The 16,617-nt window shown below is 70.9% G+C and carries 12 protein-coding genes; 7 read left to right on the forward strand and 5 right to left on the reverse strand.

The genetic code is table 11. From position 1 onward, the window contains the following. The 5 genes from ABZ453_RS27210 (at position 1) to ABZ453_RS27230 (ending at position 7,014) form a co-directional block, all read left to right on the forward strand. Entirely contained in the window at positions 1–627 is a 627-nt protein-coding gene (locus ABZ453_RS27210; protein ID WP_359018615.1) for a DUF305 domain-containing protein, read from the forward strand. A gap of 225 nt (positions 628–852) precedes the next feature. Beyond that, positions 853–2,796: a S53 family peptidase gene (locus ABZ453_RS27215; protein WP_359018617.1), complete on the forward strand. Its 1,944-nt coding sequence runs from the start codon at positions 853–855 to the stop codon at positions 2,794–2,796. 77 nt (positions 2,797–2,873) lie between these two features. Next, complete coding sequence (locus tag ABZ453_RS27220) at positions 2,874–3,188, forward strand: hypothetical protein (RefSeq protein WP_359018619.1); 315 nt, start codon at positions 2,874–2,876, stop codon at positions 3,186–3,188. Positions 3,189–3,296: 108 nt separating this feature from the next. Beyond that, on the forward strand, positions 3,297–4,898 hold the full coding sequence (locus ABZ453_RS27225) for a multicopper oxidase family protein (RefSeq protein WP_359018621.1): 1,602 nt from the start codon (positions 3,297–3,299) through the stop codon (positions 4,896–4,898). Positions 4,899–4,977: 79 nt separating this feature from the next. Then, positions 4,978–7,014 (forward strand): NAD(+) synthase, encoded by a 2,037-nt coding sequence (locus ABZ453_RS27230; RefSeq protein WP_359018623.1) that lies wholly within the window; start codon positions 4,978–4,980, stop codon positions 7,012–7,014. Positions 7,015–7,232: 218 nt separating this feature from the next. On the opposite strand, the gene ABZ453_RS27235 is transcribed toward ABZ453_RS27230, so the two are convergent. The 4 genes from ABZ453_RS27235 to ABZ453_RS27250 form a co-directional block, all read right to left on the reverse strand. Next, positions 7,233–8,255 (reverse strand): TolB-like translocation protein, encoded by a 1,023-nt coding sequence (locus tag ABZ453_RS27235; protein ID WP_359018625.1) that lies wholly within the window; start codon positions 8,253–8,255, stop codon positions 7,233–7,235. 97 nt (positions 8,256–8,352) lie between these two features. Then, positions 8,353–9,624 carry an MFS transporter gene (locus ABZ453_RS27240; RefSeq protein WP_359018627.1) on the reverse strand — a complete coding sequence of 424 codons (1,272 nt, stop codon included), beginning with the start codon at positions 9,622–9,624 and terminating at the stop codon, positions 8,353–8,355. 1 nt (position 9,625) lies between these two features. Continuing rightward, positions 9,626–10,528, reverse strand: coding sequence for an alkaline phosphatase family protein (locus ABZ453_RS27245; RefSeq protein WP_359018629.1), 903 nt, complete (start codon positions 10,526–10,528; stop codon positions 9,626–9,628). A gap of 111 nt (positions 10,529–10,639) precedes the next feature. Continuing rightward, entirely contained in the window at positions 10,640–11,080 is a 441-nt protein-coding gene (locus tag ABZ453_RS27250) for a VOC family protein (RefSeq protein ID WP_359018631.1), read from the reverse strand. Between the two features lie 230 nt (positions 11,081–11,310). On the opposite strand from ABZ453_RS27250, the gene ABZ453_RS27255 reads away from it, so the two are divergent. Next, on the forward strand, positions 11,311–14,313 hold the full coding sequence (locus tag ABZ453_RS27255) for a bifunctional [glutamine synthetase] adenylyltransferase/[glutamine synthetase]-adenylyl-L-tyrosine phosphorylase (RefSeq protein WP_359018633.1): 3,003 nt from the start codon (positions 11,311–11,313) through the stop codon (positions 14,311–14,313). A gap of 35 nt (positions 14,314–14,348) precedes the next feature. Here the strand turns inward: ABZ453_RS27255 and ABZ453_RS27260 are convergent, their stop codons facing one another. Beyond that, on the reverse strand, positions 14,349–14,963 hold the full coding sequence (locus ABZ453_RS27260; protein ID WP_359018635.1) for a TetR/AcrR family transcriptional regulator C-terminal domain-containing protein: 615 nt from the start codon (positions 14,961–14,963) through the stop codon (positions 14,349–14,351). Between the two features lie 166 nt (positions 14,964–15,129). On the opposite strand from ABZ453_RS27260, the gene ABZ453_RS27265 reads away from it, so the two are divergent. After that, positions 15,130–16,608, forward strand: a complete 1,479-nt coding sequence (locus tag ABZ453_RS27265; RefSeq protein WP_359018637.1) for an APC family permease — start codon at positions 15,130–15,132, stop codon at positions 16,606–16,608. The last annotated feature ends 9 nt before the right edge of the window (positions 16,609–16,617 follow it).

Consider the following 16,617-nt stretch of genomic DNA (forward strand, 5'->3'; position numbering starts at 1 on the left):
ATGAGGAAGCACATCGGCTGGATCGCGGGAACCGCCGCGGCGGCGCTCGTCGCGGCCGGCGCGATCACCTACGCGGTCGCCGAGGACGGCGGGTCGAGCCCGGGCACGCCGGCCGCGGAGTCCGCCGACGCGGGGTTCGCCCGGGACATGGCGGTCCATCACCAGCAGGCCGTCGAGATGTCGTACATCGTCCGCGACCGCACGAAGAACGCGGAAGTGCGGCGCCTCGCCTACGACATCGCGCAGACGCAGGCCAACCAGCGCGGGATGCTGCTGGGCTGGCTGGATCTGTGGGGGCTGCCGAAGGTGTCGGCCAAGCCGCCGATGTCCTGGATGGGCATGGGCGACATGCCCGAGCGCGGGGACGGCTCGCTGATGCCCGGCATGGCGACGGACACCGAGATGAACAAGCTCGGCACCCTCAACGGCAAGCAGGCCGAGATCTTCTACCTCCAGCTCATGACGGACCATCACAAAGGCGGCATCCACATGGCCGAGGGCTGTGTCGCCAAGTGCCAGGTCGGCGTGGAGAAGCAGCTCGCGCAGGGCATGGTCGACGCGCAGCAGTCCGAGATCAAGCTGATGGCGGACATGCTCAAGGAGCGCGGCGCGAAGCCCAGGTCGTAGGAATTGCCGTCGAAGGCCGAAAACACCGAAGGACGTAAGCCCTAAATCGCCTCAGACAGCGCTTCCTTGGGTTCTTCTTGGTGTTCTCATTCCCCTGGCATGAACTGTTCATCGAAAGAGTGACCCCTACCGTGTGATCCAATTCCGTGCCTCCGCCGCGGCTCGGTCTACGCGGATCACCGGCGACCGACCACACATGCGAAGAACCGCATCGCAGGGGGTTCCATGAGATCCAACCGCGCCAAACTTCGCGCGGTGAGCATGGCGGCGACGCTGCCCATGATCACCGGCGCGCTGGCGCTCGGCATACCCGCGGCGCACGCCGCGGACAACCCGGCCCGTGACTCTCTGGCGGGCACCAAGCCCGCCTGGGCCACGGCCAAGGCGGACAAGGGCGACGCCTCGAACGCCGCCCAGGTGAAGCTCCGGGTCTACCTGGCCGGCCGGAACGCGACGGGTCTCGCCGCGTACGCGAAGGCCGTGTCCGACCCGAGCTCGCCGCAGTACGGCAAGTACCTCAGCGCCAAGAAGGCGCAGACCGCGTTCGGCGCGACCAAGGCCCAGGTGGCCGCGGTCAAGTCGTGGCTGACGGCCAACGGCCTGAAGGTCACCGGTGTCACGCAGCACTACGTCTCCGTCACCGGTGACGTGGCCGCCGCCGAGAAGGCGTTCGGCACCCAGCTGCACAACTTCGTCAAGGGCTCGAAGACCTACCGCGCCCCGTCGAAGACGGCCTCGGTGCCGGACAGCCTCAAGGGCGCCGTCCTGACCGTCACCGGCCTGGACAACGCCCCGCACAAGGCGAGCCACGACGACCAGCTGCCCGGTCCCGGCTCCGTGTTCAAGAACTCCGGGCCGTTCTCCTCGTACTTCGGCTCGAACATCGCGAGCACGCTGCCGGACGCGTACGGCACGAAGATCCCGTACGCCATCGAGGGCTACACCGGCAAGCAGCTGCGTGCCGCGTACGGCGCGGGCAAGTACACGGGTCAGGGGGTGCGTGTCGCCATCACGGACGCGTACGCCTCGCCGACCATCGCCTTCGACGCGCAGACGTACGCGAAGAAGCACGGTGACGCGGCCTGGAAGACCGGCCAGCTGAACCAGGTGCTGCCCAAGAAGTACACGCACACCGGCGCCGACGAGTGCGACGCCTCCGGCTGGTACGGCGAGGAGACCCTCGACGTCGAGGCCGTGCACGCGGTCGCGCCGGACGCGCACGTCACGTACGTGGGTGGCGCGTCCTGCCTGGACGACGACCTGCTGGACTCGCTGAGCAAGGTGGTCGACAACCACCTCGCCGACATCGTCTCCAACTCCTGGGGCGACATCGAGGCCAACCAGACGCCGGACCTCGCGGCCGCCTACGACCAGGTGTTCCAGTTCGGCGCGGTCGAGGGCATCGGCTTCTACTTCTCCTCCGGTGACAACGGCGACGAGGTCGCCAACACCGGTACGAAGCAGGTCGACACCCCCGCCAACTCGGCCTGGGTGACGGCGGTCGGCGGTACCTCGCTCGCGGTCGGCAAGGGCGACACGTACCAGTGGGAGACCGGCTGGGGCACCGAGAAGGCTCTGCTGTCCGCGGACGGCAAGAGCTGGACCAACTTCCCCGGCGCGTTCACCTCGGGTGCGGGCGGCGGCACCAGCAAGACGGTCGCCGAGCCGTACTACCAGAAGGGTGTCGTCCCGGACGCGCTCGCCAAGGCCAACAACGCCGCCGGCAACCGCGTCGTCCCGGACATCGCGGCCATCGCCGACCCCAACACCGGTTTCAAGGTCGGCCAGACGCAGACCTTCCCGGACGGGTCGGTGCAGTACAGCGAGTACCGCATCGGCGGCACCTCGCTCGCCGCTCCGGTGATCGCGGCCGTCCAGGCACTGGCCCAGGAGGCGCGTGGCGGCAAGGCGATCGGTTTCGCCAACCCGGAGATCTACGCCCGCTACACCAAGGGTGTGTACCACGACGTCACCGACAAGCCGACCGGCAAGGACCTCGCGGTCGCCCGCGTCGACTTCGCCAACAGCGTCGACGCCTCGGGCGGTCTGATCACCTCGGTCCGCAGCCTCGGCAAGGACAGCTCGCTGTCCGCGGTCAAGGGCTACGACGACGTCACCGGCGTGGGCACGCCCGCGAACGGCTACGTCGAGTCGTACCGGAAGCACTGAGCCTTTCCGGTGATCGTGCGCCCGTTCCCCTCGGGGAGCGGGCGCACACGTATACCCGACGGGGGTAGCCTGCGGACATGACCCCGCCGCGGAGACAGACGTACGGACGGCTGCCGCTGTTCGCGCCGCTGCCCCTCGGCATCGTCATCGCCTCCGAGCCGGTCATGAGCACCGGCCCGTCCCTCAGCACCAGTACGTCCTTGAGCACCGGCCCGTCCCTCAGCACCGGCCCGTCCTTGAGCACCGACCCGTCCGCCATGGCCGGAATGGACCCCGCGTCCGTGTGCCTGGCGTTGCTGAGCCCGTTCACGCTCCTCCTGCTGCTGGTCGCCGGTCTCGTCGGTGCCGCGCATATAGGCCCGCACACCGGCTGCTTCGCGCTGCCCGCGTGATCTCACCCGTTCGGGGTGGGAACCTCCGCGCCGTCGGCGGTGTACCAGAAGCAGCAGACGCGTCCAGGCCAGCCCTTCGCACCCCCTATGACGAGGTGTCAGCACATCATGCGTACTCCCACGCGCCGTTCCGTCCTCGGCGCATCCATCACCGTCGCCGGGGCGGGATTCCTGGCCGCCTGCTCGGGCTCGGGACCCTTCGGACACAGTGGCTCCGCGGCGAGCGATCCCAAGGGCTATGTCGACCCGGCCGGCAAGGAGGTCGCCGCCGCGGAGCAGCGACGCGCGGCGAGCGGACGCGGCGCGGTGCGCACGGTCCGCCTCACCGCCACCCGGTCCTCGCTGGACCTCGGCGAGCGCAAGGTCACCTCCTGGTCGTACGGCGGCGCCCTGGCCGGCAAGGATGTGCGCGTCACCGCGGGCGACACCCTCGCCGTGACCCTGGCCAACCACCTCTCCGACACCACGTCCCTGCACTGGCACGGCATTGCCCTGCGCAACGACATGGACGGGGTCCCCGGCCTCACCCAGCGCGCGATCGAACCGGGCGCGGACTTCACCTACCGTTTCACGGTCCCGCACCCGGGCACGTACTGGTTCCATCCGCACTCCGGCGTCCAGCTCGACCGCGGGCTGTACGGAACGCTGATCGTGGAGGACCCCAAGGAGCCCCTGTCCTACGACAAGGAGTGGGTGGTCGTCCTGGACGACTGGCTGGACGGGGTGGACGGCACCACCCCGGACGCCGTGTTCGCGCAGCTGACCGGCGGCAGGGGCATGAGCATGGGCGGCGGCATGGGGGACTCGGACAGCGGTATGTCCCACATGCCGATGCGCGAGCGCAGCTCGCCGTCACCCTTGCCCTCACCCTCCGCCCGGTCCCGGGTGATGGCGGGCGGCCACAGCAACCTGCTGGGCGGTGACGCCGGCGATGTCGAGTACCCGTACTTCCTGGTCAACGGGCGTACGGCGAAGGCACCTTCGGCCTTCAAGGCGCGTCCCGGGGACCGGATCCGCATCCGGTTCGTCAACGCCGGCGGGGACACGGCCTTCCGGGTCGCCCTCGGCGGGCACGAGATGACGGTGACACACACGGACGGCTACCCGGTCAAGCACGCCCGCACGGACGCGCTGCTGATCGGCATGGGCGAGCGCTATGACGTGCTGGTGACGGCCGGTGACGGTGTCTTCCCGCTGACCGCGCTGGCCGAGGGCAAGGACGCGTCGACGATGGCGCTGCTGCGGACGGGGAGCGGCGGCACGCCCTCGGCCACCACCCGTCCGAGTGAGCTGGGCAGAAGGCTGCTGACCGCGGACCGGCTGAGGGCGGACCAGTCCGTGGCCCTGAAGCGCAGGAACCCGGACCGGACGATCAGGCTCCGGCTCACCGGCAGGATGACGCACTACGACTGGGCCTTCGACGGCAAGCCGTACACGCCCTCGCAGCGCCATCCGGTGCGGGCCGGTGAGCGGGTCCGGCTGGAGTTCGTGAACTCCACGGCCATGTGGCACCCGCTCCATGTGCACGGGCACACCTTCGCCCTGGCCGACGTGACGGGGGGCCCGCGCAAGGACACGGCGATCGTGCTGCCGAGGAAGACCCTCAGGGTCGACTTCGACGCCGACAACCCGGGGCTGTGGATGGTCCACTGCCACAACGTCTACCACGCGGAGGCGGGGATGATGACGGTGCTGGGCTACGAGAGCTGACGGCCCGAGCGGGCGGCGCGGGGGGCGTCCCGCACCCCGCCTCACCGATCGCGTCGCTCTGACGATTACACTGGATTCCGTGCCTCAGTCGAACTTCTGGTCCATTTATCAGCACGGGTTCGCACGCGTCGCCGCGTGTACGGGTCACACCGTCATCGCGGATCCGCCCGCCAACGCCGAAGCGGTACTGCGCCAGGCGCGCAGATGTGCCGAGGACGGGGTCGCCGTCGCCGTGTTCCCGGAGATGGGGCTGTGCGGCTACTCGATCGAGGATCTGCTGCTGCAGGACGCGCTGCTCGACCAGGTCGAGGACGCGGTCGCGGACGTGGTCGCCGGGTCGGCCGAGTTGCTGCCGGTGCTGGTCGTCGGCGCCCCGCTGCGCCACCGCAACCGGGTCTACAACTGCGCGGTGGTGGTGCACCGCGGCCGGGTCCTCGGGGTCGTGCCGAAGTCGTACCCGCCGAACTACCGGGAGTTCTACGAGCGCCGGCAGATCGGCGACGGCGCGGACGAGCGAGGCGGATCGATCCGTCTGGGCGGCGAGAGCGTGCCGTTCGGCGTGGATCTGCTGTTCACCGCCGAGGACGTGCCGGGCCTGGTGCTGTTCGCGGAGATCTGCGAGGACATGTGGGTCCCGGTGCCGCCCAGCGCGGAGGCGGCCCTCGCCGGCGCGACCGTCCTGGTCAACCTCTCGGGCAGCCCGATCACGGTCGGGCGGGCCGAGGACCGCAAGCTGCTGTGCCGCTCGGCGTCCTCACGCTGCCTGGCGGCGTACGTCTACGCGGCGGCGGGTCTCGGCGAGTCGACGACCGACCTGTCCTGGGACGGGCAGGCCATGGTCTACGAGAACGGTGTGCTGCTGGCCGAGACCGAGCGTTTCCCGCTCGGCGACGAGTACGCCGTGGCCGACGTGGACCTGGACCTGCTGCGGCAGGAGCGCATGCGGATGGGCACGTTCGACGACAACCGCCGTACGCACAGCGCGCGGACCGGTGACTTCCGGACGGTGTCCTTCGAACTCGCCCCGCCGCAGACGGATGTGGGGCTCAGGCGCCGCGTCGAGCGGTTCCCGTTCGTGCCGGCCGACGCCGAGCGGCTCGCCCAGGACTGCTACGAGGCGTACAACATCCAGGTCGAGGGCCTGCAGCAGCGGCTCGCGGCGATCGGTGGCCCGAAGGTGGTCATCGGGGTGTCCGGCGGTCTGGACTCCACGCACGCGCTGATCGTCGCCGCCCGGGTGATGGACCGGGCCGGGCGTCCGCGCAGCGACATCCTGGCCTGGACGCTGCCCGGTTTCGCCACCAGCGACCACACCAGGGACAACGCCCACAAGCTGATGGCGGCGCTCGGGGTCACCGCGGCCGAGCTGGACATCACGCCGACCGCGCGGCTGATGCTGCAGGAGATGGGGCATCCCTTCGCCTCCGGCGAGCCGGTGTACGACGTCACGTTCGAGAACGTGCAGGCGGGACTGCGCACCGACTACCTGTTCCGGCTGGCCAACCAGCGGGGCGGCATCGTGCTCGGCACGGGTGACCTCTCGGAGCTGGCGCTGGGCTGGTCCACGTACGGCGTGGGCGACCAGATGAGCCACTACAACGTCAACTCGGGCGTGCCGAAGACACTGATCCAGCATCTGATCCGGTGGGTCATCTCCAGCGGCCAGCACGACGAGGAGACGGGCCGGACGCTCGCCGCGATCCTCGACACCGAGATCAGCCCGGAGCTGGTGCCGGGCGAGGAGATGCAGTCCACCGAGTCGAAGATCGGGCCGTACGCGTTGCACGACTTCACGCTGTTCCACGTGTTGCGCTACGGCTTCCGGCCGTCGAAGATCGCCTTCCTGGCCTGGCACGCCTGGCACGACCCGAAGACGGGTGCCTGGCCGCCGAACTTCCCCGAGGCCAAGCGGGTGGCGTACGACCTGCCGGAGATCCGGCACTGGCTGGAGGTCTTCTGCCGACGCTTCTTCGCCTTCGCCCAGTTCAAGCGCTCGGCGATGCCGAACGGGCCGAAGGTCTCGGCGGGCGGTTCGCTGTCGCCGCGGGGGGATTGGCGGGCGCCGAGCGACAGTTCGGCGCGGGCTTGGCTGCGGGATCTGGAGCGGTTCGACTGAGGCCGTCCCGTAACCGTTGATCGTCATCCGGTGGCGGCGTCGTTGTTCCCGAGCGCTCATGACCAGTACGCGTGGGTAGGACTACGACTGGGGTGAGTGGAACGCGGTTTTGATGCGCGTAGGCCTGGTCGCCCCGCCGGAAGCCGCCAACCGTGATCAAAAGGGACTGTCCTTCGGAATCGGTGGGTGAGGGGCCGGCCGCCCTTCCCGTCAGCGGATCACTGCGTCAGGTAGGCGGGAGACACCGCCGCCGTGCTGATGCGTTGGGGCTTGCCCGTGCCGTCCGACGGGATTGTGTACAGGTCCGCTCCGTAGTCGCCCGGGAGGGCGTAGACCAGGGTGCGGTTGTCGCGCCAGACTGCCTGGTCGTCCACGCTTCGGGGCTCCGCGAGCGGGGTTTCGTGCATCGTGCGGAGGTCGAGGACGTACAGGCGCCAAGGGGCGTCCTTCGGGAGGCCCTTGACTCGTTTCTTGTAGGCGATGCGGGTGCCGTCGGGGGAGAGGGACGGGCATTCGACGTTCTGGTGGAGCGTTGTGACGGTTCGGGTGTGGAGGTCTCCCCGGACCAGGTAGGTGCTGCCGCCCGTGGCCAGCGTCGCGTAGAACGTGCGGTCGTCCCCTGCGAACGTCACGCCCCAGAAATTGACGTCCGGGGCGTGGTAGACGTGGCCGTCCTTCAGGATGCGGTACGCCTCCAGGGAGGACGTCAGCTTCCCTGTGCGGACGTCCACGATCGCGGCTCGTGTCGAGAAGTTCGTGCCGGCGTACGAGTCGCCGCCCACGAAGGCCGTCCACGCGGCGAAGCGGCCCGTCGGGGAGACGCGGGCGCGGGACGGGATGCCGGGGACGTCGTAGTGGGCCCGGGTGCGCAGGTGCGCGTCCAGGATCAGCGCGCGGTACGTGTCCGAGACCGGGCCGTGGACCGCCTGCAGGCACACTCCCGTGCCCGAAGCGGCGTAGAAGCGCAGGCACTTGACGCCCGAGGCGGTGCGGGGGCCCGAGGGGTCGGACGCCGGGACCGTGGCCAGTTCGTCGCGGTGCGGGCCCCACGCCATGTTGCGGAAGACCATGCGGCCGGGGGTCGTGAGCGTGACCGTCCCCGAGGTCACGCGCGGGCCGCCCGGCTGGGCCCGGTCCCGGCGTTCCGCGCGGGCGGAGGCGTGCAACACCGCCGCCACGGCCACCGCCGCCAGGGCGATCACGGCCGCCAGGAGGATCAGGACGCGGTTGCGGATGGTCATCAGGCGTACTCCCGAGCCGCGGGGCGTAGGAACAGGTGGGCCACGGTCGCACACGGCAACCGCACCGGCAGTGTCGTGCGGTCGCTCCTCGGCGTCATCAGGTGTTCTCCCGTGCCGCGGGACGGAGAAAGGCCAGGGACACGGTCGCGCACAGCAGCAACGTTGCCGTCGACGCGAGCAACGCCGTGCGGTCGCCCCACAGGGACCAGGCCGCGCCGAACCCCAGCGAGCAGGCGAAACGGGCCAGTGCCTGACCCGTCTGCACCACCGCGAGGCCCGACGAGCGCAGCGCCTCCGGCACGTTGTCCGAGGCCGCCGCCATCAGTACACCGTCGGTCGCCGCGTAGAAGGTGCCGTGCAGGAGCAGCACCGCGTACGGCAGGAACGTGCCGTGCCAGGAGGTGAGCAGGAGGGTGTAGGCGAGGAGCAGGGCGCCGTGACCGGCCAGAAAGACCCGCCGGCTGCCCACCTGGTCGGCCAGTCGGCCCAGCGGCACCGCCAGCAGCAGGAACGCCGCCGCCGTGCCGAGGGGGAGGAGGGCGAACCAGCGGTCGGGGACGCCGAGACGGCGTTGCAGGAGCAGGTACACGAAGGAGTCGCTCACCGTCGCCAGCCCCAGCAGCAGCGCGCAGACGGTGATGCGGCGGACGTCCCGGTGGCGGAGCAGTCCGACCGCGGCGCGCAGTGTGGGGCGTACGGCCGCCTCGATCGCCGGCGCGGACGACGATCCCGGTACGAACAGCACCAGGACCAGCACCCCGGCCACCGCCACGCAGAAGCTCACCGTGAACACCGCGTCGTAGCCGTCCACCGTGGCCCGCAGGATCAGGAACGCCGCCAGCGGGCCGAGCAGCGCGCCCGCCGTGTCCATCGCGCGGTGCACACCGAAGGCGCGGCCCCGGGTCTCGGGCGTGGAGGACAGGGAGATCAGCGCGTCGCGAGGGGCCGTACGCAGCCCCTTGCCCGTGCGGTCGGCGGCCAGGACCAGGCCGATGGGGGTGAGGGAGTGGGCCAGCAGCAGGAGAGGCTTGCACAGGGCCGAGATGCCGTAACCGAGACCCGCCACCCACTTGTGGCGGCCGCCGCCCCGGTCGGCCAGATGGCCGCCGGCCAGGCGTACGAGTGCCGAGAAGCCGTTGTAGATACCGTCCAGGAGGCCGAAGCCCAGCGGGGACAGGCCCAGGCCCGCCACCAGGTACAGGGGGAGGACGGCCGTCACCATCTCCGAGGAGACGTCCGTGATCAGGCTGACGGTGCCGAGCGCGAGGACGGTGGGCGCGACCGCGGCACGGCGCCGCCCGGCCGGTGTGGGCCGGGCGGCGCCCTCCGCGGACGCCGGCTTGCTCGCGCGGCTGTCCGCTACGTACACGTCAGGACGCCCAGATGCCGGTGATGTCCTGGGCGGACGCCGCGTTGCCCGCGTGCGCGGACAGGCCCTGGGTGTCCTCCAGGGTGCGCAGCAGGTCGTAGTGGTTGTAGGTGGTGGAGGAGGACGAACCCGCGGTGACCGGCTGGCCGTACAGGACCGTCGGGATGCGGTTGCCGGAGAGGCGGTTGTCCTCGTCGAAGGTGATGACGAGGAGGCTGTTGTGGGTCTTGGCCCAGGTGGCGTAGCCGCCCAGGTTGTTCTTCAGCCAGGTGTCACCGGTGGACACCGAGCAGTCGTGCATGTCGCTGCACAGGTTGGGGGTGACGAAGGAGATCTGCGGCAGCGTCGAGTAGTCCGTGGGGAACTGCGCGAACGTCTTCGCGCTGGATGTCGGCACGTTCTTGAAGCCGAACCACGGGTCGTGCTTCTGCGCGTAGTCGCCGCTGCTGCACGTGGTCGAGCCCTGGCTGGGCAGCGACTCGTTGTAGCTGGCCCAGGTGCGGCCCGCGGCGATCGCCTCGGAGGCCAGGTTGGCGGCGGAGGAGAAGCCCGGGGTGACGCAGCTGTCGTCGGTGACGCCCTGGGTGGAGCCGGAGAACAGGGCGTAGTAGTTGGGCTGGCTCGGGTGGGTGATCGCGTACGACTGGGTCAGGTTGGCGCCGCCGGTCTTCAGCGAGTTGATGTACGGGGCGCTGGAGGAGCCGATGACCTGGCTGTAGGCGTGGTTCTCCATGACCACGACGACCACGTGGTCCGGGGTCGGCACGGCCGAGGCCGCGGACGAGGAACCGCCGAGGCCGGTCCACAGGCCGACGGCCGCCGCCGTGAAGGCGACCGCGGACGCGAGCGCGGCCCGGCCGCGGTGGGCGCGGGGACGGGCAGGACTTGCGGTACTGCCGGACACATCAACCTCCGGAGGGGGGAAGGGGCGGGGCTGGCGGTGCGGACAGAGCATGCACACGCCAACATTCCCGGGGCTCACGTCGCCCAACCCGGTGGGTGAAGAGCGGGTGAACTACTGCCGCTCGGCGGCCAGCTGGGCCAGCACCTGGTGGAGCGGCTCGGTGGCCCGGCGCCGGTACTCCTGGATCGCCCAGCCGTTGCCGTCGGGGTCCTTGAAGTACATGAAGGTGGCCCCGTCCTGCGGCGCGAACTGCTGCGGCTCGGTCACGTCAAGACCGCGCGCGGTCAGCTCGTCGTACGCCGCCTTGGCGTCCGTCACGCACAGCTGCATGCCGTGGTACGTGCCCGGCCGAGGCGTCCCCGTCGGCACCTGCAGGCCGTCCACCAGCGCGATCGAACAGCCCGAGCCAGGTGGCGTGAGCTGCACGATCCGCACGCCCTCCATCACCTCGCCGTCGAGATCCACATGGAAGCCGACCTTGTCCCGGTAGAACTCCTTCGCCCGGTCCACGTCGGAGACGGGCAGAAGGATCACTTCGAGACTCATGTCCATGGAACGACTCCTTCGTCGAACGTCGGTCGTGCGTCTGTCGTGCTTCGGTCGTGCGTCTGTCGTGCCTCTCGCCGAACGGCTCCCTCCTACCGAAGCCCATATCGCTCCCGGGCGCCACAGGATCGCCGTGCGCGCCCCGGCGAGAACTCGGCGCCGCACGCCCAGGGGCCTGTGTCAGTGGCTCCGGTTAGGCTCTGGCCAGTACGAACCTGATCCGAGGGAGGTCCGGGATGACGGCGCCGGGGCGCAGGAGCAGTACCTTCACTCGGCTGCTGCGGCACGGCTTCACCGATCCCTCCGCCGCCGAGCGGCTCCTGGACAGCGCCGAACTCACGCCCGTGCGCAACGACCCGGTGCTGCTGGATGCCCTGGGTGCCACCGCCGACCCCGACCTCGCGCTGCACGGTCTCGTACGACTGCTCGAAGCGCAGCCCGCTCCCACGGCGCGCCGGGAGCTGCTCGACACCCTGATAGCGGCCAAGCCGCTCCGGGACCGGCTGCTCGGCGTCCTCGGTGCCTCCGCCGCGCTCGCCGACCACCTCACCCGGCACCCGCGCGACTGGCACGCGCTGGTCACCTACGAACCGCGGGACCTGCACCCGGGGGTCGAGGAGTTCGAGCGCGGCCTGGTGGAGGCGACCGACCCGGTGTCGCTGCGCGTCGCCTACCGCCGCTGTCTGCTGTCCATCGCCGCCCGGGACGTGTGCGGCACCACCGATGTCGCCGAGACGGCCGCCGAGCTCGCCGACCTCGCCACCGCCACCCTGCGCGCCGCGCTCGCCATCGCCCGCGCCGCCGCCCCCGAGGACGCCGCGCTGTGCCGCCTAGCGGTCATCGCGATGGGCAAGTGCGGCGGCCACGAGCTCAACTACGTCTCCGACGTCGACGTCATCTTCGTCGGGGAGGCCGTCGAGGGCGCCGACGAGGGCAAGGCGCTCAGGTCCGCCACCAGGCTGGCCTCGCACATGATGCGGGTGTGCTCGGAGACCACCGTCGAGGGTTCCATCTGGCCCGTCGACGCCAACCTGCGTCCCGAGGGCCGCAACGGCCCCCTGGTGCGCACCCTCTCCAGCCACCTCGCCTACTACCAGCGCTGGGCCAAGACCTGGGAGTTCCAGGCCCTGCTCAAGGCCCGCCCGGTGGCCGGCGACACCGAGCTCGGCGAGGCGTACGTCGCCGCCCTCGAACCCCTCGTCTGGCAGGCCGCCGAGCGGGAGAACTTCGTCACCGACGTGCAGAAGATGCGCCGCCGGGTGGTGGAGAACATCCCGGCCGCCGAGATCGACCGCGAGCTGAAGCTCGGCCCCGGCGGCCTCAGGGACGTCGAATTCGCCGTCCAGCTGCTGCAGTTGGTGCACGGACGGGCGGACACGTCCCTCAGGAGCGGCACGACCCTCGACGCGCTCCAGGCGCTCGCGGCGGGCGGCTATGTCGGCCGGGAGGACGCCGTCCAGCTCGACGACGCCTACCGCTTCCTGCGCTCCATGGAGCACCGCATCCAGCTCTACCGACTGCGCCGCACCCACCTCGTCCCCGAGGCCGAGGCCGACCAGCGCCGCCTCGGCCGCTCCCTGGGGCTGCGCACCGACCCGGTCGTCGCCCTGAACCGCGAATGGCGCCGGCACGCGGCGGTCGTACGACGGCTGCACGAGAAGCTCTTCTACCGGCCGCTCCTCGACGCCGTCGCCCAACTCGCCCCAGGAGAGGCCCGGTTGAGCCCCGAGGCGGCCCGTGAGCGGCTGGTCGCGCTCGGGTACGCCGACCCGGCGGCCGCACTGCGCCACCTGGAGGCGCTGGCCTCCGGGGTCACCCGCAAGGCCGCCATCCAGCGCACTCTGCTGCCCGTTCTGCTCGGCTGGTTCGCGGACTCGGCCGACCCTGACGCCGGTCTGCTCAACTTCCGCAAGGTGTCGGACGCGTTGGGCAAGACCCCCTGGTATCTGCGGCTGCTGCGGGACGAGGGCGCCGCCGCCGAGAACCTCGCGCGCGTGCTCTCCGCCGGACGGCTCGCCCCCGATCTGCTGATGCGGGCACCGGAGGCGGTCGCGCTGCTCGGGGACGCAGACGGCGGCGGGGGACTGGAGCCGCGCGGGCGGGACCATCTGGAGCAGGAGATACTGGCCGCGGTCGGCCGCGCGGACGGCGCGGCCCAGGGCGTCACGGCGGCCCGCGGTGTCCGCCGCCGCGAGCTGTTCCGCACGGCCGCCGCCGACATCGTCGGCTCCTACGGCACCGAGACACAGCCCGCCGAGGCCGACCAGGGCGCGCTGGTGGACCGGGTCGGCGGCGCGGTCTCCGACCTGACGGCGGCCACCCTCGCGGGCACCCTGCGCGCGGTGGTGCGATGGGGAGGCTGGGGCGACACCCTGCCCACCCGGTTCGCGATCATCGGCATGGGCCGCTTCGGCGGCCACGAACTGGGCTACGGCTCCGACGCGGACGTCCTGTTCGTGCACGAGCCGCGCGAGGGCGTGGAGGAGCGGGAGGCCTCCGACGCGGCGAACAAGGTGGTCTCCGAGATGCGAAGGCTGCTGCAGATCCCGAGCGCGGACCCGCCGCTGCTCATCGACGCCGACCTGCGGCCCGAGGGCAAGTCGGGGCCGATGGTGCGCACACTCAAGTCCTACGAGGCGTACTACCGCCGGTGGTCGCTCGTCTGGGAGTCACAGGCGCTGCTGCGGGCCGAACCCGTCGCCGGGGACGAGGAGTTGGGGCGGCGGTTCGTCGAGCTGATCGATCCGCTGCGGTATCCGGCGGGCGGGCTCGGCGACGACGCCGTCCGGGACATCCGGCGGCTGAAGGCCCGTATGGAGTCGGAGCGGCTGCCTCGCGGTGCCGACCCGAAGCTGCACACCAAGCTGGGGCCGGGCGGGCTGTCCGACGTGGAGTGGACCGTACAGCTGCTGCAACTCCAGCACGGGCGGGCCGAGTCGGGGCTGCGGACGACCCGGACCCGGGAGGCGCTCGCCGCCGCGCGGGAGGCCGGGCTCATCTCGCCGGAGGACGCGTCCATCCTCGACGAGGCATGGGTACTGGCCACGCGGGTGCGCAACGCGGTGATGCTGGTGCGCGGGAGGGCGGGCGACACGTTTCCCTCCGGGGGGCGGGAACTGGCCGCCGTGGGGCGGTACTTGGGGTACGCGGACGGGCATGTGGGGGACATGCTGGACGCGTACCGGCGTACGGCGCGGAGGGCTCGGGGGGTTGTGGAGACGCTGTTCTACGGGGCCTAGGTCTGAGTTCTCTACGGAGCCTAGGCCTGAGCTCTCTACGGGGCGGAGGCCTGGTGCAGTGCCCGTGCGTGACGGAGGTAGCCGGCCAACCCCACCTCGAACGCCCGGTCCGCCCGGCCCTCGCCCACCGCGGCCAAGGCCTCCGCCAGCCGGGGCGTCGGCACCTCCTCCGTCAGCTCCCACATCGTCTCCGGTGCCGCGAGGTCCAGGGCCGAGCCCAGGATCAGGTTCTCCAGGGCGATCAGCAGGGGCATCACCTCGGCCGGGGCGAAGCCCGCGTCGAGCAGAAGAGTGACCGCGCGCTCGTACTGCTCCAGGACCCGGGGCGCTCGTACGGGTGATGTCATCAGCAGCGGGATCGCCTTTGGGTGGGCGGCGAAGGCAGCGCGGTAGGAGCGGGCCCAGGCCTCCAGTGCTGTGTCCCACGGCGTCGCGTCCAGCGTCCCCGGGTCGATCGCGGAGGCGACCCGTTCGCGCAGCAGCTCCACGATGCCGTCCCGGCCGTCCACATGGTGATACACCGAGCCAGTCTGCGCGCCGAGCCGCTTCGCGATCTGCGGCACGCTGAAGTCGCCCTGCTCGTCCACGAGTTCCAGCGCCGTGGTGGTGATGCGCTCACGGTCGAGGAGCGGTGTGCGCGGCCGTCCCATGTCTGTGTTCCCCCTGGAGGTCTTCCCGGATGCCCAGGAGGAGGCTACATTGCCGAAACCGAAAGCCTTTAGATTTACGGGCCCGGATCACGACGTGCTCCGGGAACGCCGGCCACCCCGCACGCCCGGAACCCTCCCCGTCCGTCGCGCTCGAAGGGCTTCGCCCATGTCCGTCACCACCCCCGATACCTCCGCGGAGAGCACGCCACCCGGCACCACGACGCTCCGCTCCGGCTCCCTCGGCACCGCCGACATCGCGTTCTTCGTGGTGTCCGCCGCCGCCCCGCTCACCGTCATGGCAGGCGTCGCCCCGCTCGCGATCCTGCTCGGCGGCATCGGCGCCCCCGCCGGCTATCTCATCGCCGGCATCACCCTCGCCGTCTTCGCCGTCGGCTTCACCACCATGAGCCGCCATGTGAAGAGCGGCGGCGCCTTCTACGCCTACATCACCCGCGGTCTCGGCCCCGCCGTCGGCATCGGTGCCGCCCTGCTCGCCCTGATCGGCTACAACGGCATGGAGATCGGCGTCTACGGCCTCCTCGCCTCCGCCACCAAGGACACCCTGCACGCCCTCTTCGGCGCCGACGTCCCCTGGCTGCCGATCTCCCTCGCCGGACTGCTCCTCATCGGCTACGGCGGCTTCCGCTCGATCGACTTCGGCGCCAAGGTGCTGGGCGTGCTCCTGGCGGCCGAGACCGGCATCCTGGTGCTGCTCGCGGGCGGTGTCCTGGTCAAGGGCGGCGCACACGGGCTGTCGGGCGCCGCCTTCGCGCCGGGACACGTGTTCGTCTCCGGCACGGCGGTCGTCCTGGCCTTCGCCTTCGCCGCGTTCACCGGCTTCGAGTCGACCGTCATCTACCGCCGCGAGGCCCGCGACCCGAACCGCACCATCCCGCGCGCCACCTACGTGGCCATCGCCTTCCTCGGCCTCTTCTACGCCTTCATGGTCTGGATCGTCATCCAGGCCTTCGGCAACAGCCAGGTCATCGCGGCGGCCGCCAAGGACCCCGGCGGGCTGTTCTTCTCCGCCATCACCACGTATGTGGGTTCCTGGGCGGCCGACCTGATGCACGTCTTCATCGTCACCAGCGTCATCGCCTCGCTGCTCGCCTTCCACAACGCGATCAACCGGTACGCCCTCGCGCTCGCCGAGGAGGGCGTCCTGCCGAAGGCGTGGGGCCGTGTCCACCCCCGGCACCGCTCTCCGTACGTCGCCGGGATCGCCCAGACCGTCCTCGGCGCGGTCGTGGTCGTGGCCTTCTGGGCGGCGCACGCCGACCCGTACCAGCAGCTGCTGCTGTGGGTGAACACCCCGGGCATGATCGGCCTGTTCGTCCTCCAGCTCCTCGTCGCGATCGCCGTGCCCTGCTACTTCCGTCGGGTCAGCCACCAGGAGGGCGTCCTGCGCACGGTCGTCGCGCCGGTCCTCGCGGCGGTGCTGCTCGCGACCGCGATAGGGCTCGTCATCACGCACATCGACCTGTTCACCGGCGCGTCCACGACCGTCAACACGATCCTGATCGTCACGGCGCCCGCGGTGTTCGTCGTCGGTCTGGTCCTCGCGTGGTGGCTGCGTCGCCGGCGGCCGCAGGTGTACGCCGGCTTCGCCGCCGAGCCTGCCGAGCCCGACGCCCTCGTCGAATAGTCCTACCGG

Source organism: Streptomyces sp. NPDC005799, from assembly GCF_040630525.1.
Taxonomy (GTDB): Bacteria; Actinomycetota; Actinomycetes; order Streptomycetales; family Streptomycetaceae; genus Streptomyces; species Streptomyces griseorubiginosus_B.